Genomic DNA, 18,484 nt, shown 5'->3' with positions numbered 1-18,484 from the left:
GCGACGCATGCAACCCAATTTCGACGCAGGTGAGGACTTCGCGCTTCTTTTGGAGCGAGAGGCCAAGAAACTCCAGGAAAAAGCCGAAGCCCTGACAGCCGCGTTCACCTCCTCCGCGTCCACGGTGCGGTCCGCCGACGGCTCGGTGACGGTGACCGTCGAGGCCAACGGCTCGCTGAGCGCGATCGAGTTCGGCAACCGGGCCACCGCGCTGGGACCCGCGCGGCTCTCCTCCCTGGTCATGCAGACGGTGCGCGAGGCCCAGCGCAAGACCGTGGAGAAGGTCACGGAGTCGTACACCGAGATCAACGGCAACGACGAGGCCGCCGAGCTGGTCCGCACGTTCCTGCCGAAGGTCGAGGACGAGGAAGACGCCCCGGAGAACCCCGAGCAGGACAAGTGGGCTCCCGAGGCGCACCACGAGGACCCGCGTCCGCAGGCGGGCTTCCGGCCGCCGCCGCCCCCGCCGCAGGCAGGCCCCCCGATGCCGCCGCAGCCGGGCCGTCCCGTGCGGCCGCCGAACCCCCCGGCGCCGCGACCCCGGCGACCGGCCACCCCCGACGACGATGAAATGAGCCCGTGGTGAGCGGATTCGGTGTCAAGACGGAAGCCCTGAACGAGTTCGCCGGTCACCTCGACAAACTCGAGGACGCGCTGCGGAAGAGCGCCGGCATGGTGGGCGGCTGTGTCGGGGATCCCGGCATCTTCGGCATCTTCGGCGGCCAGATCTACGGTGCCGGCGCGAGCATGCACTGCGGGAAGGCACGGGACCACCTGAACAAGTACTCGGAGAACGTGCAGGAGTTCTCGGACAGGGTGCGCGAGGCCGCGAAGAAGTACGACGCCAACGAGCAGGAGGCGGAGAAGCTGATCACCGACGCAGGCAAGGGCATCGACGAGGTGAAGGTCAAGTGAGCGACGAGTACCGCCCGAACGACTTCGGGAACGCCACCGGGACCAAGGCCGACGACTTCAAGGACGAGAACCGCAGCTTCCTCGCGGGCAGCGGGGACACCGCGGGCGCGGGCTTCTTCGATTCCGCGTTCTCACTGAAGAAGGCCGTCGACGACGGCGACAGCCTCAGCATCGGGCTGGCCTCGGCGGGGATGGCGATCGAGGTCCTCGGCATGGTCGTCGACCCGATCGGGTCGCTGCTCACCGCCGGGATCGGCTGGCTGATCGAGCACATCGTCATCTTCCGCTGGCCGCTGGACTTCCTGATGGGTGACCCGAAGGGCATCGAGGCGGCCAAGACGGCGATCTACAACGAGGGCAAGGCCGTGAAGGAGTGGTCGGAGGATCACGCGGCCGCCACCAAGAAGTTCATGGAGAAGTGGGACGGCGAGGCCGCCGACAAGTTCCGCGCCGACATGGAGGGCGTCGCCGCCCAGATCGACGCGCTCGCCGAGTACGTCAATTTCGCGGGCAAGCAGATGGGGATCGCCGGTGCCGTCATCGGCGCGGTCCGCGGCATCGTCCGCGACATCATCGCCATGACGCTGGCGGGCATCCTCAAGGCCGCGATCGTGGCGGTGGCGCTGGCGCCCATCACCTTCGGCGGTTCGATCATCGCGGCGATCGCCTCCATCATGACCACGGTCGGGGTGGCGATCGCCAAGATCGCCAAGCAGATCGCCGACACGGCCAAGAAGCTCGCCGAGATGATCAAGATCCTGGCCAAGACGCGCGGGGCGGCGGACGACGTCGTGAAGCTGACCCTCGGCGGCGGCAAGGTCACGCTGCCCAAACCGAAACCCGCCGGCGGGACACCGATGCCCGGCGGCAAGAAGCCGATCGAAGGCCCGCCCGCCAAACCGTCCGACACCACTCCGGAAGCCACGCCCAAGCCCCCTCGGGAAAAGCTCAGCGACATGCCCCTCCGGGTCGTGCGCGAGAAGCTGACGAAGGTGCTGGAGGGGCGCCCCGAGGCGGCCGACATCTTGAAGCGGTTCGACTACTGGAACAGCTTCCCGATCGGCGACCTGCACAAGAGGTTCCCGAAGGTGGCGGACGCGATCGAGAAGACGACCAAGATCCTCAGCGACCCGACCTACGGCGCTTCCGGCATGGCCGGGAAGACCATCGTCGAGCTGACGAAGGCCATCCCGCCCGCCGTGAACGAGAAGCCGCCGGAGGGCGACGAAGCGAAGTGAACACTGGCGGCCCCGTACCGGTTTCGGTACGGGGCCGCTTTGTGCTTTCGTTCGAGCGGGTCTTCGGCTACAGCCGGGCGGTGCGCGTCGGCGAGCACATCCACGTTTCCGGGACGACGGCACGGGAACCCGCGCGTTCGGGCGACGCGTACGAGCAGCCACGGCCGTGCTTTCGATCATCGAGACCGCGCTGCGGGACGCCGGTTCGAGTCTGGTCGCGGTGGTCCGCACGGTCACCTACGTGACCGATATCAAGGACGCCGAACTCGAGGTCTCGGCGTTGCTCGACCCGAAGATGAAGGTCGAGATCGAGGCCTACGCCATCGAAAAGTAGGTCACCTCCCGAACGAACCGACCAGCGCTTCGGGAGCTTCGCGCGTCTCGTAGAGCTTCCAGAAGGCATCGGCGAAGACGTCCGGGTGGATCACCTCGGGCTCGAAGTCCAGCGGGAACGACGTGGTCTGCCGATGCGGCACACTGCCCTCGATGAACGCGCCGACGTTGACGGCTCCGGCGTAGACGCCCTTCTCGGCGAGCACGGCGTTCAGGTTGAGGAAGTAGTTCCGCAGCGCGGCCTGCGCCATGCCGACGTTGCCGAGGAAGGGCGCCGGGTGCAGACCGGATTGCCCGGCGGTGAACAGGATCGCGCCGTCGCGACGTTCGGTCATGCCCGGCAGCACGGCCCGCACCAGCGCCACCGCGGACACCAGGAAGCGGTCGAGGATGAGCCGGAGGTTCTCCGGATCAACGTCGAGCACCGGCACGATGCCCTCACCCATGGTCCCGCCGCCGGGATTGAACGCCACCGCATCGATGCGGCCGATGGCGGTGACGGCGGCCGCGAGCTGTTCGGGCTCGTAGACGTCGGCGACGAACCCGCTCGCTTCGATGCCGTCCTCGGCGAGTTCGGCGACGAGCGCGTCGAGGTTCTCGGTGGTGCGCGCGACGAGGGCGATACGGAAACCCTCGCGGCCGAAGCGACGCGCGAGCGAAAGTCCCAGCACCGGTCCGGCGCCGAAGACCGCGAACGTCTTGGTCATGGTTCCTCCAGAAGAATTAAGTTGAGGCTCCTCTCAACTTATACCCGTAACTTGAGGGAGCCTTCAACTTGACTACGATGGCGTCATGGCCAAACCGCTGCGGAAGGACGCCCAGCGCAACCGTGACCTGCTGGTGCGAGCCGCGCGAGGGCTCTACGCGGTGCGCGGCCTCGACGTCCCGCTCGAAGAGATCGCGAAGACGGCAGGTGTCAGCATCGGCACCCTGTACAACCACTTCCCCCAGCGCGCGGATCTGGTGAACGCCGTATTCGCCGACCGGACCGCGACCGTCGCGAAACTGGCCGAACACGCGCTCTCCCTCGACGACGCCTGGGCCGGGCTGACGTACTTCGCCGAACGGATCTGCGAACTCCAGGCCGCCGATCGCGGTTACAACGAACTCGCCTCGACGCGTCCGCCGCAGACCGAAGATCTCGAACGCGGCTACGAACTCATGACCAAGATCGTCGAGCGAGCCAAGGAAAGCGGTGACCTGCGCGCCGACTTCACCCTTGAGGACATGGCCTTCGTGACCTGGGGCATCGCGCGCACCGTCGAGGCGACCGCGGCCGTGCGCCCGGAGGCCTGGCGCCGCCACCTCGCACTCCTGCTCGACGGCATGCGGGCCACGGCCGCGAGCCCGCTGCCGGAACCGCCGTTGCTGCCCGGCGAACTCGCGCGGCTCATGGGGCACTGCGACTGAGGGCAACCCGGGGGCCCTCCGGTGCGTGTTCACCCCGGAGGGAGATCCGATGAAGACGAAACTCCTGCTCTTTTCCCTGGTGGGTGCCCTGTTCGCGGGTTCGGCCTGTTCGGGCGGGCCGCCGGCTGCCGCACCTGCGACAGTGACCGTCACCCCGTCATCGCTGTCGTCACTGCCGTCACCGTCGTCCGCCGCGCCCGATCCGAAGGCCGTCGCCTGGCTCGACGGCGTGTGCGGCGCGGTGTACGGCTACCTGAAGGCCCACGACGAATACTCACGCAAACAGAAGTCGGGAATCGAAGTCACCCGCGGCGCCCTGAAGGAAGAACTCGGGATCCGCGCGGGATTCGCGGGCAAGGTCGTCGACGATCTTGCCGCGCTGCCCCCGTCACCGATTCCCGGTGGTGACGTGGTGAAGAAGTCCCTTGTGGACCGATACGCCGCGGCGAGGGACGCGGCGACCGCGGGCAAGCAACGCCTGGAGAAGTCCGGCAACGAAGCCGCCATGGACGCCGCGGTCAAGGCGATGGACGCCACGCAGAAGCCCGTCACGGAAACCCCGGATCTCCTGCCCGCGCTCAAAATCGAGACACCGGACCTGCTGGCCGTCGCGGCCGAGGCCAAGAGTTGCGCTTCTCCCCACTGACCGAAGCTTCACCGCGAACGGAGTCTCCATGAAGACGAAAGTACTGCTCGTTCCCCTTGCCGTGGCCCTGTTCGCGATGACGGCCTGCTCGGGTGAACCACCGCCTGCCGCCGCACCTGTGACAGTCACCGCCACCCCGTCGTCTTCGGCACCCGCCACTCCGGACGCCAAGACCGTCGCGTGGCTCGATGGGATGTGCGGCGCGCTGTACGGCTATGTGAAGGCCAGCAACGATCACGCGAGCAAACAGGCGTCGGGCGTCGAAGTGACGCGGAGCTGGCTGAGCGAAGACCTCGGCGTGCGCGCCGGGCTCGCGGACAAGGTCATCAGCGAGCTGGCCGCGCTGCCCCCGTCACCGGTCCCCGGCGGCGACGAGGGCAAGAAGTCCATTGTGGACCGCTACACCGCGGCACGGGACGCGGCGGCCGACGGCAAGCGGCAGCTCGACGCGTCGAAGGGACAGGCCGCGCTGGACCAGGGACTCAAAGCCCTTGAAGCGGCCCAGAAACCGCTGACGGAGACAACCGATCCCTTCGCTTCCATCAAGATGGACACGGCGGACTTGGCAGCCGCCGCCGCGGCCGCCAAGAAATGCGTGCCCGCCTCCTGACCCACCCTCCACGCGGCCCTGTGTCGCGAAAGCCACTTTGGGGACGCCTGGCGTCCCGAAAGTGGCTTTCGCGACGCTCTCAAGACTCGATCACCGGCGTGACCCCACCCGCCGCGGCAAGCGCGCGATGCAGCGCCAGCTCCGCCGTCGATCCTTCGGCCAGCACGATCCCGGTGCAGGACCGCTGATCCGCGAGGTGCCGGATCTCGTCCCCGGGGCTCGCCGTCGGATACCACTCCGGCGCGCCCGGGAGGCCGGGCAGCCTGTCGAGTCCCGACCAACCCTTCAGCACACCTTCCGCGGCCGGGTACGCCAGGACGAACGCGATCCCCGGCCCCCCACCGGCTTCCTGGGTCAGCAAGGCGGGTTCCTCGCCCAGCGCCATGGCGATCATCGCGGAGTAGACGTTGGTGTCCAAAGACCGGCACAGCGCCTCGCCGAGCATCGCCCCGCCGATCCGGATGTTGATCTCGACGACCTCCGGCCCGTCGGCGGTGAGCACGAATTCGGTGTGCGCGAAGCCCTGCTCGTGTCCGGCGGCCTTGAGCACCCGGCCGACCCAGTCGGCCAGTCCGGCGTATTCGGCCTCGGGGAACGCCACCGGGAACGCGGCGGCCTCCTCGCGTCGCACGGGTTCGGGTGACAGCTGACGGGAGAGGATCCCGAGCAGCCGCGTCCTTCCTTGCCAGGTGACGGTTTCCGCACTGTAGAGCGGGCCGGCGAAATACGGTTCGGCGATCAGATGGCCTTTGAGTGGCGTTTCCTTCGCCTCCAACCTGGCTCGCTCGAGTTCGCCCTGGTCACGAACGAGCCACACCCCGCGTGACGACGTTCCCGAAGAGTCCTTGACCACCAAGGGAAACCCGAGTTCCTCGGCGACCATGACGGGTACCGGCCTGCCGCGGGTGAGCCCGTGTTCGTACAGCAGATCGCGCACGGCACCCTTGTCCCGCAAGACCCGGACGGCGGCCGCGTCGGGGCCGGGCAGTCCCAGCCGGGCGGTGAGTTCCGCGCCGGGAAGCGCCCACGTGTCGGTCGAGTTGATGATCCCGGCGAGGTCCGGGATGGCACGCAACGCCGCTTCACAGGCCGCGATGTCGGTGGTGTCGATGTCGACGACCTCGACCCTGTCCGGCCCGAGGGTGCCGAGTTCGTACCGGTAGATGTCGCGGTTTCCGGTGAACAGCACCAGTTTCCGCCCGGCCGACGCCGCGGCGTCGGCCAGCCTGCCCAGGCCGAACGTCAAGGCTTCCAACAGGACGACGGTCACGACGCCCGCTCCTTCCGGTACAGCGGCTGCGCGGGTATCCCGAATCGGCGGCGGCTCCAGTCCATCGCCGCCCACGGCAGGGCGAGTTCGTCCAGTGAAGCGATCTCGCGCGGCGCGAGCCCCGCCGGGTCGACCGCTTCCCGATGCCGGGCGAAAACCCTTGCCGTGTAGCGGTGTCCGGTGTCGGCGCCGATCACGACGTGCGTCCGATCCGGGTTCCGCGCCGCTTCCCAGCCCGCGACGAGGTACGCGGCACCGGTGGAAAGCCCGGCGAAGACGGCGTGGTCGCGCATCAGGCCGACGGTCGCGGCCATGGCGTGCACGAAGTCCAGCCAGTGGATCCGGTCGTACAGTGCGTGATCGACGTTGCCGAACGGGATGGCGGACCCGATCCCCGCGATGATCGCGTCCGGATCGGTGAACCGCTCGCTGCCGAAGGTGACACTGCCGAAGGGCTGGACTCCGGTGAGACGGACGTCCGGATCGCGTTCGCGCAACGACCGCGCGATCCCGCCGGTCGACGCACCGGTGCCCACACTGCCGACGACGGTGAGCGGCCCGGACGGCAGCGCGCGGGCGACGAGATCGGCCACCTCGCCGTACCCCAGGTAGTGCACGGGATCGTGGTACTGGCGCATCCAGTGCATCCCCGGATGGCGCTCCAGCAGTTCCTGCACGCGCGCGACGCGGCGCCGCTGGTCGAGCCGGAGATCGTCCGACGGCGGCATCTGGTCCACCGTCGCGCCCAGGATCTCCAGCTGCGAACGCATGGTGAGGTCGACGGTGGTGGACGCGACGATATGGCAGCGCAGACCGTAACGATGACAGGCCATCGCCAGCGCGAGCGCGTAGATCCCGCTGGAGCTGTCGATCAGCGTCTGTCCTTTTCGGACCGTACCGTCGGCGAGCAGCGACCGGACCGCGCCGAGCGCCGCGTAGACCTTCAGGGTCTCGAAGCGGATCAGCACGAGGTTCGGCTTGAGCCGGATCAACGCCGGTGTCTTGATCGCGTCGGTGACGTGTTCGTGGACCAGCGCGGACATCGCGTTCACCGGCCGATCGAGCGCAGGTACGCGGCCAGTGATTCGGCGCCGGCCGCGTTGCGCGGGCCGCTCACGAGGTCCCCGTAGGAGACGACGTGGAACCGGTTGTCGCGCACGGCGGGCGTGTTCTTCAGCTGTGGCGCCGACTTGATGAACGCGATCTTGTCCTTCGCGGGCTGGTCCGCGTAGTCCACCACGACGATCACCTCGGGCTCCGCCTTCACCACCGCTTCCCAGCCGACGCTGCCCCAGCCGTCCTGGAGGTCGCGGAAGACGTTGGTCCCGCCCGCGGCGTCGATGATGTCGTTGGGCGCGGCGTGTTTCCCGGAGGTGAAGGGCTGGTCGGTGCCGGAGTCGTAGACGAACACCTTGGCGGGCGGGGTCTTCGGTGCTCCGGCCCGGACCTTGTCGAAGCGTCCCTTGAGTTCCGCGACCAGTTCGTCGGCCCGCTGGCGGACGCCGAAGATGTCGCCGAGGTTGCGCAGGTCGGTGTAGAGCGCCTCAAGCGGCGTCACCTCCGACTTCGCGGCCGGATACTCCCAGCAGGTCTCGGTGTGCAGATAACTCCGGATGCCGACCTGCTCCAGCAGCTTCGGCGTGATCCCGCGTTCCTCGCTGAAGCCCGAGTTCCAGCCCGCGATCACCCAGTCCGCCTTGGCGTTGACCAGGATTTCGCGGGTGACCCGCGAGGTGCCGAGCCGTTCGACCTTGGCGTAGTCGTCCTTCCACGGCGATCCGGCGATCGCCGGATCGCCGAGCGAGTTCATCACGTAGCCGCGCATCCGGCCGGCGAGGCCGAGCGCGAACATCTTCTCGGCGCCGGAGACGTCGTAGGCCACCGGGCGCTGGGGCGCCGGGAAGGTGACCTGCGCGCCGCAGTTGGCCACCGTGGCCTGTGCCGGTGCGGCCGGTCCGGCCTCGACCTGGGCACCGCAGGCGCTCAGGAGCAGCGCCGCGGCGAAGAGCGCGGTCACCCTGGACGGCTTCATCGTGTGATCCCCTCGGTTTCATCGGCGGGAAGGTCGTACAGCAGCTGGAGCGCGCCGGTCACGGGATGGGTCACCTGGGTGACCTCGACGCCGAACACGGCGCGGACCGTTTCGGGCGTGAGCACCTCGGCCGGGGTCCCGCAGGCGGCGAGCGATCCGCCGCGCAGCAACGCGATCCGGTGACAGACGGCGGCGGCGAGGTTGAGATCGTGCAGGGCGACGAGCACGGTGAGCCCGCAGTCGCGCAGGAATTTCAGCAGTTCCACCTGATGGCGGACGTCGAGGTGATTGGTCGGCTCGTCGAGGACCAGCACTTCCGGTTCCTGGACGAGCGCCCTCGCCACCAGTACCCGTTGCCGTTCGCCGCCGGAAAGTGTCAGCACACTGCGCTGGGCGAGATGGATGATGTCCATCCGCCGCAACGCTTCCCGGCACAGTGCGCGTTCGCGGGCCGACAGCCGGAGGTTGCCGCGCTGATGCGGCGACCGGCCGAGCGCGACGACCTCCTCGACGGTGAAGTCCAGATCCGCCCGGCTGTCCTGGGTGAGCGCGGCGATCCGGCGGGCGGTGTCGCGCAGGCCCTGTTCCGCCAGGTCGACGCCGTCGAGCAGGACGGCGCCGCCGGACGGGGTCAGCGCCCGGTAGACGCAGCGCAACGCCGTCGACTTGCCGCTGCCGTTGGGGCCGAGGAGGCCGACCACCTCGCCCGCGCCGACGTCCAGACGCAGTTCGCGGATCAGCGTCGATCCGGCCACCTCGACGGAAAGTTCGTGCAGGGACAGCATCAGCGACCCCCGAACGCGTAACCGCGGCGCCGCATCACGACGAGGAACACCGGGACGCCGATCAGCGCGGTGATCACGCCGAGCGGCAGTTCCTCCGGCGCGACGAGGGTGCGGGCGAGCAGATCGACCCATACCAGGAACACCGCGCCCACCAGCGGCGCGAGCGCCAGCACGCGGCGATGCCCCGAACCGGCGATCATCCGCACCACATGCGGCAGGACCAGCCCGACGAACCCGATCGAGCCGCTGACCGCCACCAGCAGACCGGTGACGACCGCGGTGAGCAGGAAAAGCCAGCGGCGCAAGGCGGCGGCGTCGGTGCCGAGGCTCATCGCGGTCTCGTCGCCCATGGACAGAACGTCGAGCGCGGTGCCGTACCGCAGCAGGACGATGATCGCCACGGCCACCCCGAGCGCGGCCAGCGGCAGGGACGCCCAGGTCGCCGCGCCGAGGCTGCCCAGCAGCCAGAACAGCACGGTCTGCGCGGCCTGGCCGCTCGGCGAGAGGTAGACGAGCACGCTCATCACGGCTTGGAAGGCGTAGGTGAGCGCGACCCCGGTGAGCACGAGACGCAACGGCGTCAGGCCGAATTTGCTGCGAGCGGCCAGATAGACGAGCGCCGTCGCGCCAAGCGCGCCGAGGAAGGCGGCCGTCGACAGCGCCAGCACGCCGAGCCCGGCGAACAGGCCGAACACCACGACGGCGGCGGCACCGACCGAGGCGCCCGACGAGATCCCGAGCACGAACGGATCGGCGAGGGCGTTGCGGACCAGCGCCTGCACGGCGACCCCGACCACCGCGAGCCCCGCGCCGACCACGGCCGCCAGCAGCACCCGCGGCGTGCGGACCTGCCAGACGATCGAGTACCCGGTGACCTCGTCGCCGGTGATGGTGCCGCCGGCGATGGCCTTTCCCAGGAAGCGCAGGACATCCGGGAGGGCGACGGTGGACGGGCCGAGCGCGATGCCCGCGATCAGCGAGATCACCAGCGCCGCCGACAGCAGGAGCACCGGACCGGTGAGCCGTAGTCGGCGCGAGGTGTCATCGTCCGGTTCGGCGAACAGGCGAAGCGTTTCAGCCGGCACGTTCACCACGCACGATCAGGCGGCGTGCGTGGTTGTCGTACGGCGAGCCGTCGAAATCACCGAAGCACTCGACGCCGGTGAAGCCCACCGTCTCGAACAGTGCCTTCAGTTCCGCCGCGCTGTACAGGAAGGACAGGATCGACGCCTGCTTCGCCGCACCGCCGCGGACCAGCGTCCATTCGGTCTTGAGGCGGGTCCAGTCGTCGAGGATGGTGTCGCGCATGAACACCGTCCCGCCGTCGACGTCGACCGCTTTCGGACGGCCGACCCAGCCCGCGAGCACCTCCTTGCCGAGGACGTCGATCAGCAGCCTGCCGCCGGGCGCGAGGCTCGCGTAGGCGTTTCGCAGCACGGTCAGGTTGTCGCCGGGCTCGGTGAAGTAGCCGAACGACGTGTACATGTTGATGATCAGGTCGTACGCGCCGGGCTCGGCGTACTCGAGCATGTCGGCCTGGATCAGTTTCGCGGCGACTCCGGCGCTTTCGCAGGCCTCTCGCGCGCGTTCGAGCATCGCCGGGCTGAGGTCGACGCCGGTCACGTCGGCGCCCTTCTTCGCCAGCGGCACGATGTGGATCGCCGGGCCGCACGCCAGATCGAGCACCTTCGCGCCGTCGGCGACCTGGAGCAGCGGTGACGTGGCCGTCAGGCGTTCGGCCTCTTCGGCCCGGCTTGGCGGGAACATCACGTCCGCGAAGCCGACCCACAGGTCGTCGTCCTCGTACCAGTGCATCTCTCTCCGCTCGCCGGACCGCATGATTCAGCCCCACAAGTCGTCGAAAGGTCGTCTTCGGTTCCCGGTTTCGGCGCCTTTCTCGTGGAGTGATCACGCGAGCGCCGGTCCAAGTGGTCGTGAGTGGCGATTCGGGTGATCAGCGGGACGACTCGCCGTGTAACCCGGCCGCGGCCGGGTCGTCCACCTGATCACGCGTGTCGTCCAACGGCTCACGCGTGTCGTCCACCTGATCACGCGAAACGACCGACATCGGTCCAGGTGGTCGTGAGTGGCGATTCGGGTTCTAACCCGAATCGCCACTCACGACCCAGCCGCACCTTGTGTGATACCTGGTTGAAGTACATGAAGGCCCCCTTCATGTACTTCGGCTGGTGTGAAGGTCGAGTTTCCTCGGCTGAGCCGAGGGAAGGGGTCCTTCACGCGCTGTCGCTGCAGCGCCGAGGCTCAAGATGGCGTTCCTGCCCGCCCCCAGCCTCGGCTCGGCCGAGCTCAGCCCGGCATGCCGTGAGGGCCTCCTTCCCTACCCTGAGAGTAGGGAAGGAGGCCTTCACGGACTCGGCGGCGACCCGGCCGCACGCTCAGGGAGGCGGGATCAGATCGATGAGGAACGTCTGGTCAGGCGCGCCGGAGCAGCGTTCCCGGACGACCTCCGTACCCGCGACGGTGTCCATGTCGCGCAGGCCGAGGCATTGGCTGGTGCCGACGGGACGGATGACGAAACGCCCCTCCTCCGTCGGACCGGCCAAGCCGATGGTGAACAACTGGTCCATACCATCGTCGTCGCAGTCGTCGCGGGGTTCGATCAGGTCGTGCCCCAGTCCCTCGTTCACGACCGTGAGGCAGCCGACCCCGCTTTCCGGATGGTGCCACTGGATCTGCACGGCGTTCTCTTCGCCGACCGGGTCGATGAACAGATGCGGAGCCGCGTCGCTGCCGCAGAGCTGCTGGGCGACGACGGTGCCGGCGTAGAGCCTGGTCCGGTCCGCCCCTTCGGCGAGACAGAACTCGGGAGAGCGGGCGGGCCGGATCTGCGCCCAGCTGCCCACCTCCCGGATGTCGAGCCCCGGCACCACGGCCGCGGTGTCCTTGCCCTTCGTGGCCGCACCGAAGGACCGGGTCAGATAGCCGAGTGCCCCGACGAGGACGATGCTCACGACCGCGGCCACGATCAGCGGCCCGCGCCAGCGAGGTCGCCGGGTCGGCGGCGCGGGCTCCGGTTCCGGTTCCGGCGGGAGCGCGGGAGTCACCTTCACGTCGTCGACGAGCCGCAGCGGAACCCCCATCGCGATCCGCGTCCGGGCGCCGAGCCACCGCCGTACGTCGTCGTCGTTCAACCCGCACGCGCGCGTGAACGTCTCCACGAACGATTCGCGGGGCAGTGTGGTCCGGCCGAGAGTGGTCGCGACCGTACTCGCCGGAAGCGTTCCCCCGAGTTCTTTCGCCCGTCCGGCCAGTTGTCGATAAGTCAATCCGGACCACGTTCTCAATACACGCAGTGCCGCTGTGAACTCAGCCGGTGAAGACGCTGAGTCCGGTGACGGAACCCCCGTCGACGACTCCCCGTCGTCGCCCCCCGCATCAACGATCATCGCTCTAGATTGACTGAACCGATCTCGACCCTGATACCGCCATTCAGCGGCGCCGGAATCTGCTGTTCGGGCCACTCGAACGATTTCGAACAAGGCCGAACTACCCGAAGGTTGCCCACGCGCTGGTCAGGAAGTCAGGCTGGCCCCAGTCGGTCCCCAAGCCGGCCACCTCGGGGGAGGCTCGGGAATACCGGGCCCGAAGAAAAATGAGCAAACCGGAAGAGTCCGCACGATCATCGTCAAGGGCGACGGTGAACCCGGCGGAAACATTCGGTTCATCTCGGAAGGCATCCACTGAAATCTCTGCTTTGTAGACCGGATGACGCCTGACGTCGCCCGCATCGGGCTGCATCTGCTGATTCCGAAGAGAAAACCTCGTGCGCCGCACATCTGAGCACACACGAGGAATAAAAGCTGCGATTCCAGCAGCGAACCGGCGGTTCGCAGACCGACGCGCCGCGCCGATCGTATCGGCCCGGTGACCGTGCGTGGACATAAGCAACAGCCATGTCCCGCGGCGGTATGACCCGGTCTCGTTCGAACCCGGTCGTCCATGAATGGCGAACACCGGATTGTGGAGCGTTGTTGATGCATAGCGGGCAAAATGATGTGGCCGAGAGGCAGGTCGTCGTCGTCGGGGCCGGTAATGCGGGTCTTTGCGCCGGTATTGCGGCGCTGCAGGCCGGCGCGACCTCCGTCAGTGTCCTCGAAGCCGCGCCGAAAGAACTGCGCGGCGGGAACAGTTCCTTGACCAGGACCATGCGTTTCTCCTGGCAGGGAAGCCCCTTCATCGCGGCCCTGTTGCGGGAGGCCGACAAAGACCGGGTCGAAGAGATCCTGGACGGCCGGTCGGGGTACTCGGACGAGCAGTACGCCGCCGACTGGCTGCGGGTATGCGGTGACCAGGTGGACGTCGCCCTGATCGAATCGATCGTCCGCCGTTCGACGGAAACGATCACCTGGATGCGCGACTTCGGGCAGCGCTGGGCCCCGCGGCCGACCCCGCTCCCCGGTGACGTGCCGATCGTGCTCGACGGCGGCGGCCAGAGCCTTCAGGACCGCAACTTCGCCCGGTTCGAACAGCTCGGGGGAACGGTCTTCTACGACAGCGCGGTCACCGGCTTCGAGAAGACGGCCGACGGCCGATACCTGGTCCACGGATCCGGGCCCGCCTTCCCGGTGATCGCCGACGCGCTGGTGCTGGCATCGGCGGGCTTCGAGGCGAACACCGGGCTGCGTGAACGCCACCTCGGCGAGGAGTGGCGGGACGTGAAGCTGCGCGGTGTTCCGTTCAACGAGGGCGCCCCGCTGGCGGCCGCCGTCGAATTCGGCGCCGACACCGCGGGCAACTGGGAAAAGTGCCACACCACGCCGCAGGGCATCGAACTGCCCGATTACATGCTGCCAGGGCAGATGCACAAATCCCACGGCCTCGCCAGGTACGCCTTCCCGCTGGGTGTCGTGGTCAACCGGGAAGGGCGCCGGTTCTTCGACGAAGACGGCGGCTACAGCAACCTCACCTACGTCACCCTCGGGCAGAAGATCCAGGAACAGCCGGGACGGATCGCGTTCCAGATCTTCGACGACAAGGTCGTCTCGGCCGGGTCGCTCCCGAACGGCTACCTCGGCGATCCGGCGTCGGTGACCGTCTCCTCGATCGAGGAAGGCGCCCGGCGGCTCGGCATCGACGCCGCGAATCTGGCCGCCGAGATCGAGCGGCTGCATTCCGGCAGCACGGAGAAGCGGCTCGACACGCCTCCGTTCCTGTTCGTCCCGGTGGTCTGCGGCCTGACCTTCACCTACGGCGGGCTGTCCGTGTCCCCCGGTGCCGAGGTGCGTGGCGGCGGCGAACCGATCGACGGTCTCTACGCGGCGGGTGTGATCGTCGGCGGCCTTTACGACCAGGGCTATCCGGGCGGCACCGGCCTGATGGCGGGTGCCGTGCTGGGCCGGGCCGCGGGCACGTCCGCCGCCCGTCACTCCATCCGGTCGCGGGGAGGGGAAGCCCGTGTCGGCACTGTCGCTGGCTGAGAAGACGATCGTCATCGTCGGGCTCGGCAAGATCGGGTCGCTGTACGCCGCGTGCTACGGGCAAGCGGGCCATCGGGTCCGCACCGTGGACATCGGCGACGGCGCCGATTGGGACCGGGTGGAGGAGGTGCCGGCTCCGTCGGACGTCGACGCCTGGGTGGTCGCCACCCCGACGGCGACCCACCTCACCGTGGTCGACGAGATCCTGCGGCTTCAGCCCGACGCGCGGATCCTGCTGGAGAAACCGGCCTGCTATCCGGACGAACTCGACGCCCTCGCCCGCACGGTCCTGCGGCATCCCCGTGCCCGGATCATCGTCAACGACGTGTATTCCCACAGCGAAGCCGTGCAGCGCTTCGCGGCGTCGGTGCGGGAAGCCGGTGAATTCGATCCGATCCGGAAGGTCACCATCGAATTCACCAAGAACCGGGAGTTCGACGTCGCGAACGGCCGGTTCGTGGACACGCAATACGGCGAAGCCGGCTACGAAGGCTTCCACATGTTGAGCATTCTGCGCGCGGTCCTTCCGGCCGATCAGTACCGGACGTATCTGCGCACGGCGCCGTCGTCGGTGTCGGCGGTGGTGCGGGTGCTGACCTCGGCGATCGACCTGCCGGACGTCGAGCTCTACACGTCGTCGACCGGCGACGTCGCCTTTCCGGCGCTGGCCGGATTCGCGTTCCCCGAGGACGTGTCGAGGGATTTCATCGCCCCCGCCGCCATCCCCTACGGCTCCGAGTTCCGGTATCGCTTCGCCGACGTGGAATTCCATTCCGGCAAACACGTCACCCTGGTCTTCGAACCGTTCTTCGGCTCGGACCTCGACCACAAGAACATCCACGCCGTTCACATCCGGCACGCCGGCGACCTTCTGGAACCGGTGGCGGCGCGCCATTTCCTGATCACCGTCAACCATTTCAAGGAGGCACTTCTGACGCAGCTGAACCTCTTGGGGCACCTCGACGAGGGCACCACGGTGACCCGGCCCGCCGAGCACCGGTTCCTCGCCGCGCTGGGTTCGGCGATGTTCACCGGCACCTTCCCGCAGACAACGGAAAAAGACCACGAAGAGTTCGCACGAATTGGGAGCGAAGCATGACGCGTAGCATTGAGGACCTTTCGACGCTGTTGCGACCGGCCAAGGACATGCTGGCCGAAGTCTCGGACCGGGAAGTGGCGCTGACCGAGGTCACGAGCCAGCTCAAGAACGACGACGACGCCCGCGCGTTGTTCGGGAAGGTGTGCCGATTCGAGGCCCCTTTCACCGCGAGCTGGATCCACGGCCCCGGCGACAAATCCCCTTACCTGTCACTGGAACTGGCCGCGGCGTCGCTCGACGACGACCGGCATCGCGCCCTGCTCGCCGACATCGTGCTGTCGACGTCGCCCTCCATTCCCTACGACTACCGGGCGCTGGCCGCGGAAAAGCTCGTCGAGGTCGGAACGGGTGAGTTCGCCGACGCACTCCAGGAGGTCGTCGACTCGTACGAACCGCTGCCCAACCGTGGCCTCCAGGCCAAGATCGCCGTTCCCACCGACGGCATCGACCACCTCTTCGAGATCCCGGAAACGGTGACGGGCAGGCTCGACCTCCTGATCGCGGCCAGCAAGGCGAAGACGCTGGAGACCAGGCACCGGTTCGCCGTCCGGATCCTCGCGAACGGCGTCCTGCCGTCGGAACCGGTCGGCGACGCGGAGCGGCTGATCCTCGAAGACGTCGGGACGACCATGGTGGTGGCGTCGGACTACCTCGTGCCGTGGGACCAGGAATTCCCCGGAGAGCACGGCTCCGGCCTCACGCTCGCGGAACTGGTGCGCATCACGCTGATGTGCGGTGAATTCTCGCTTCCGGACACGACCGTCCGGCCGATCCTGGTCGACTTCTACCGGTCGGTGCTGCGGACCTGCGGCCGTTCGATCATCGGCCTCTCGGCAGGCGTCTTCCACGTGGAGCACGGCACGCTCGCCACGCCCTCGTACTACTACCAGGGCCGCGACGCGATCCTCGGCAAGGGCTGCGTGATCGACTGCGTCGGCGGGGCGGTCCTGCAGGCGGGTTCGTTCCTCGGCGGCGGTTACATGCCGATCCTGATCCACACCCACAAGCACATCCGCAAGGGCGGTCAGGCCGCCGCCTCGGAGCGCAAGCAGATCCTTCCGTGCATTTTCGCGGCGGAAGCGGGCGCTCGCTATCCGATGGACGCCATCGGCCTGTTCGAAACCGTGGACTACCTCGGCAAGGAGACCCCGTACCAGGGAATCCGGGCGATCCCGCACGCCGCGTGACGCACGACTTGTTCGGCTGAACACGAAAACCGTATCTCGCGATGCCATCGGGCAGGGCGGCTCCGTCCTGCCCGATGGCATCGAAAAACTGGAGGGTGAAGAGAATGGGTTCAACATCGGGGGCCAAGGTCGCCGTGATCGGCGCGGGCTATGTCGGTCTCACGACGGCCGCGTGCCTCTCGTCCTTGGGGCATCAGGTCGTCTGCGCGGACATCGACCAGGAGAAGGTCGACGCGTTGCGCCGCGGCGAGGCGACCATCAGGGAACCGGGTATCTGCGAACTGGTGGTGGACGGGCTGGCGTCCGGGCGGCTGGACTTCGTGCTCGGCGCGAGCGCGGCGGCGGCCGGGGCGGACATCGTCATCCTTTGCGTGGCGACGCCGATGAGCGTCACCGGCGCGGCGGATCTGACCACGCTGGAGTCCGTCGTGACCGAGGTGCGGGATCTGCTGCCGACCGGCTGCGTCGTGGTGAACAAGTCGACGGTCCCCGTCGGCACGGCGGCCCGCGTCGCGCACCTGATCGACCGCGCCGATGTGGCGGTCGTGTCCAATCCCGAATTCCTGCGTGAGGGGTTCGCGGTCCACGACTTCCTGAACCCCGACCGGATCGTGGTCGGCTCGGCCGATCGTGACCCGGTGTCCGCCCGCCGTGTCGCCGATCTGTACGAAAAGCTCGACACCGCCGTCCTGGTGACCGATTCCGCCAGCGCGGAGATGATCAAGTACGCGTCCAACTGCTACCTGGCGACGCGTCTGTCCTTTGTGAACACCGTCGCCGAGCTCTGCGAGTACCTCGACGCGAACGTCGACGACGTGACGGCAGGGATGGGGTACGACGCGCGGATCGGCAAGTCGTTCCTGCGGCCGGGGCCGGGCTGGGGCGGCTCTTGCCTGCCGAAGGACACTTTCGCACTGCTGCACATCGCGGAATCCGCGGGCAGTGACTTCGCCCTGCTGCGAGCGGCGATCGAGACCAACCTGAAGCAGCAGGAACTGGTGGTGGACAAGGTGCGCAAGGCCGTCGGCGGCAACCTCGCCGGCACCCGGATCGGTCTGCTCGGCCTGACCTTCAAGGCCGGGACGGACGATCTGCGGGATTCCCCGGCGCTGGCGATCGCGGCCCGGCTGGCCGCCGAAGGCGCGGACCTGTCCGGCTACGACCCCAGCGTCCACGCGCCGGTGGCGGGCGTGACCGACAACGTGCGGGTCACCGGCACCGCCTATCACGCCGCGAAGGGCGCGGCCGCGGTCGTGCTGCTGACCGAATGGCCGGAGTTCCGCGCCCTCGACTGGTCGCGGATCGCCGACCGGCTCGACGGCCGGGCCGTCATCGACACCCGGAACCTCCTCGACCCGGTCACCGTGGCCAGGGCGGGGCTCTCGTATCAGGGCATCGGCCGTCCGGACAGCACCAGGAAGCCGTTGCCCCGCGCCGTCGGCATGGTGCGGCAAGCAGGGTGATCCCGGGGTGGACGACGAGTGGCCTTGCTCGTCGTCCCACCCCTCCGGCGTCGGGAAC

Annotated in this window: 19 protein-coding genes; 11 read left to right on the top strand and 8 right to left on the bottom strand. The window is 68.3% G+C overall.

The genetic code is table 11. The features are described 5' to 3' along the window. Nucleotides 1-7: 7 nt before the first annotated feature. The 4 genes from DMH03_RS12070 to DMH03_RS42535 all read left to right on the top strand — a co-directional run bounded on the left by DMH03_RS12070 (nt 8) and on the right by DMH03_RS42535 (nt 2,487). The gene (locus DMH03_RS12070; RefSeq protein ID WP_125792086.1) at nt 8-586 is read left to right on the top strand and encodes a YbaB/EbfC family nucleoid-associated protein; all 579 of its coding nucleotides are present in this window, start codon (nt 8-10) and stop codon (nt 584-586) included. Continuing rightward, entirely contained in the window at nt 580-915 is a 336-nt protein-coding gene (locus DMH03_RS12065; RefSeq protein WP_125792085.1) for a type VII secretion target, read from the top strand. Before DMH03_RS12070 ends, DMH03_RS12065 begins: the two co-directional genes overlap by 7 nt. Continuing rightward, nucleotides 912-2,153 carry a hypothetical protein gene (locus tag DMH03_RS12060; RefSeq protein ID WP_125792084.1) on the top strand — a complete coding sequence of 414 codons (1,242 nt, stop codon included), beginning with the start codon at nt 912-914 and terminating at the stop codon, nt 2,151-2,153. The genes DMH03_RS12065 and DMH03_RS12060 overlap by 4 nt, the downstream gene beginning before the upstream one ends. Nucleotides 2,154-2,319: 166 nt before the next feature. Continuing rightward, the gene (locus DMH03_RS42535) at nt 2,320-2,487 is read left to right on the top strand and encodes a hypothetical protein (RefSeq protein WP_233611463.1); all 168 of its coding nucleotides are present in this window, start codon (nt 2,320-2,322) and stop codon (nt 2,485-2,487) included. Nucleotide 2,488: 1 nt separating this feature from the next. On the opposite strand, the gene DMH03_RS12050 is transcribed toward DMH03_RS42535, so the two are convergent. Continuing rightward, complete coding sequence (locus DMH03_RS12050; protein WP_125792083.1) at nt 2,489-3,193, bottom strand: SDR family oxidoreductase; 705 nt, start codon at nt 3,191-3,193, stop codon at nt 2,489-2,491. A gap of 85 nt (nt 3,194-3,278) precedes the next feature. Between DMH03_RS12050 and DMH03_RS12045 the strand changes: the two genes are divergently transcribed. From DMH03_RS12045 to DMH03_RS12035, 3 genes are read left to right on the top strand one after another with little or no spacing between them, the layout of a single operon-like run. Further along, complete coding sequence (locus tag DMH03_RS12045) at nt 3,279-3,896, top strand: TetR/AcrR family transcriptional regulator (RefSeq protein ID WP_125792082.1); 618 nt, start codon at nt 3,279-3,281, stop codon at nt 3,894-3,896. 49 nt (nt 3,897-3,945) lie between these two features. Beyond that, nucleotides 3,946-4,542: a hypothetical protein gene (locus DMH03_RS12040; protein ID WP_125792081.1), complete on the top strand. Its 597-nt coding sequence runs from the start codon at nt 3,946-3,948 to the stop codon at nt 4,540-4,542. Between the two features lie 28 nt (nt 4,543-4,570). Further along, entirely contained in the window at nt 4,571-5,152 is a 582-nt protein-coding gene (locus DMH03_RS12035; RefSeq protein ID WP_125792080.1) for a hypothetical protein, read from the top strand. 79 nt (nt 5,153-5,231) lie between these two features. Here the strand turns inward: DMH03_RS12035 and DMH03_RS12030 are convergent, their stop codons facing one another. The 7 genes from DMH03_RS12030 to DMH03_RS12000 form a co-directional block, all read right to left on the bottom strand. Next, nucleotides 5,232-6,422, bottom strand: coding sequence for an ATP-grasp domain-containing protein (locus DMH03_RS12030; protein ID WP_125792079.1), 1,191 nt, complete (start codon nt 6,420-6,422; stop codon nt 5,232-5,234). After that, nucleotides 6,419-7,474 (bottom strand): cysteine synthase family protein, encoded by a 1,056-nt coding sequence (locus tag DMH03_RS12025; protein ID WP_125792078.1) that lies wholly within the window; start codon nt 7,472-7,474, stop codon nt 6,419-6,421. Before DMH03_RS12025 ends, DMH03_RS12030 begins: the two co-directional genes overlap by 4 nt. After that, a complete protein-coding gene (locus DMH03_RS12020; protein ID WP_125792077.1) occupies nt 7,471-8,454 on the bottom strand; it encodes an ABC transporter substrate-binding protein in 984 nt (327 codons plus the stop codon). The genes DMH03_RS12025 and DMH03_RS12020 overlap by 4 nt, the downstream gene beginning before the upstream one ends. Then, complete coding sequence (locus DMH03_RS12015) at nt 8,451-9,239, bottom strand: ABC transporter ATP-binding protein (RefSeq protein WP_125792076.1); 789 nt, start codon at nt 9,237-9,239, stop codon at nt 8,451-8,453. The genes DMH03_RS12020 and DMH03_RS12015 overlap by 4 nt, the downstream gene beginning before the upstream one ends. Then, nucleotides 9,239-10,333, bottom strand: coding sequence for an iron ABC transporter permease (locus tag DMH03_RS12010; protein ID WP_125792075.1), 1,095 nt, complete (start codon nt 10,331-10,333; stop codon nt 9,239-9,241). The genes DMH03_RS12015 and DMH03_RS12010 overlap by 1 nt, the downstream gene beginning before the upstream one ends. Then, the gene (locus DMH03_RS12005) at nt 10,314-11,054 is read right to left on the bottom strand and encodes a bifunctional 2-polyprenyl-6-hydroxyphenol methylase/3-demethylubiquinol 3-O-methyltransferase UbiG (protein WP_125792074.1); all 741 of its coding nucleotides are present in this window, start codon (nt 11,052-11,054) and stop codon (nt 10,314-10,316) included. The genes DMH03_RS12010 and DMH03_RS12005 overlap by 20 nt, the downstream gene beginning before the upstream one ends. A gap of 581 nt (nt 11,055-11,635) precedes the next feature. Then, nucleotides 11,636-12,646: an XRE family transcriptional regulator gene (locus DMH03_RS12000; protein ID WP_125792073.1), complete on the bottom strand. Its 1,011-nt coding sequence runs from the start codon at nt 12,644-12,646 to the stop codon at nt 11,636-11,638. Between the two features lie 609 nt (nt 12,647-13,255). Between DMH03_RS12000 and DMH03_RS11995 the strand changes: the two genes are divergently transcribed. The 4 genes from DMH03_RS11995 (at nt 13,256) to DMH03_RS11980 (ending at nt 18,426) form a co-directional block, all read left to right on the top strand. Continuing rightward, nucleotides 13,256-14,677 (top strand): FAD-dependent oxidoreductase, encoded by a 1,422-nt coding sequence (locus DMH03_RS11995; RefSeq protein ID WP_199748842.1) that lies wholly within the window; start codon nt 13,256-13,258, stop codon nt 14,675-14,677. Further along, a complete protein-coding gene (locus tag DMH03_RS11990; RefSeq protein ID WP_125792071.1) occupies nt 14,655-15,776 on the top strand; it encodes a Gfo/Idh/MocA family oxidoreductase in 1,122 nt (373 codons plus the stop codon). Before DMH03_RS11995 ends, DMH03_RS11990 begins: the two co-directional genes overlap by 23 nt. Continuing rightward, entirely contained in the window at nt 15,773-16,963 is a 1,191-nt protein-coding gene (locus DMH03_RS11985; RefSeq protein ID WP_125792070.1) for a hypothetical protein, read from the top strand. Before DMH03_RS11990 ends, DMH03_RS11985 begins: the two co-directional genes overlap by 4 nt. 104 nt (nt 16,964-17,067) lie before the next feature. Beyond that, nucleotides 17,068-18,426, top strand: coding sequence for a UDP-glucose/GDP-mannose dehydrogenase family protein (locus DMH03_RS11980; protein WP_125792069.1), 1,359 nt, complete (start codon nt 17,068-17,070; stop codon nt 18,424-18,426). Nucleotides 18,427-18,484 lie beyond the last annotated feature (58 nt).

Origin of the sequence: Amycolatopsis sp. WAC 01376 (assembly GCF_003947415.1) — a bacterium.
GTDB lineage: Bacteria > Actinomycetota > Actinomycetes > Mycobacteriales > Pseudonocardiaceae > Amycolatopsis.
Note: the sequence above shows the minus strand (reverse complement) of the source record. Positions and strands in the feature narration are given on the sequence as shown.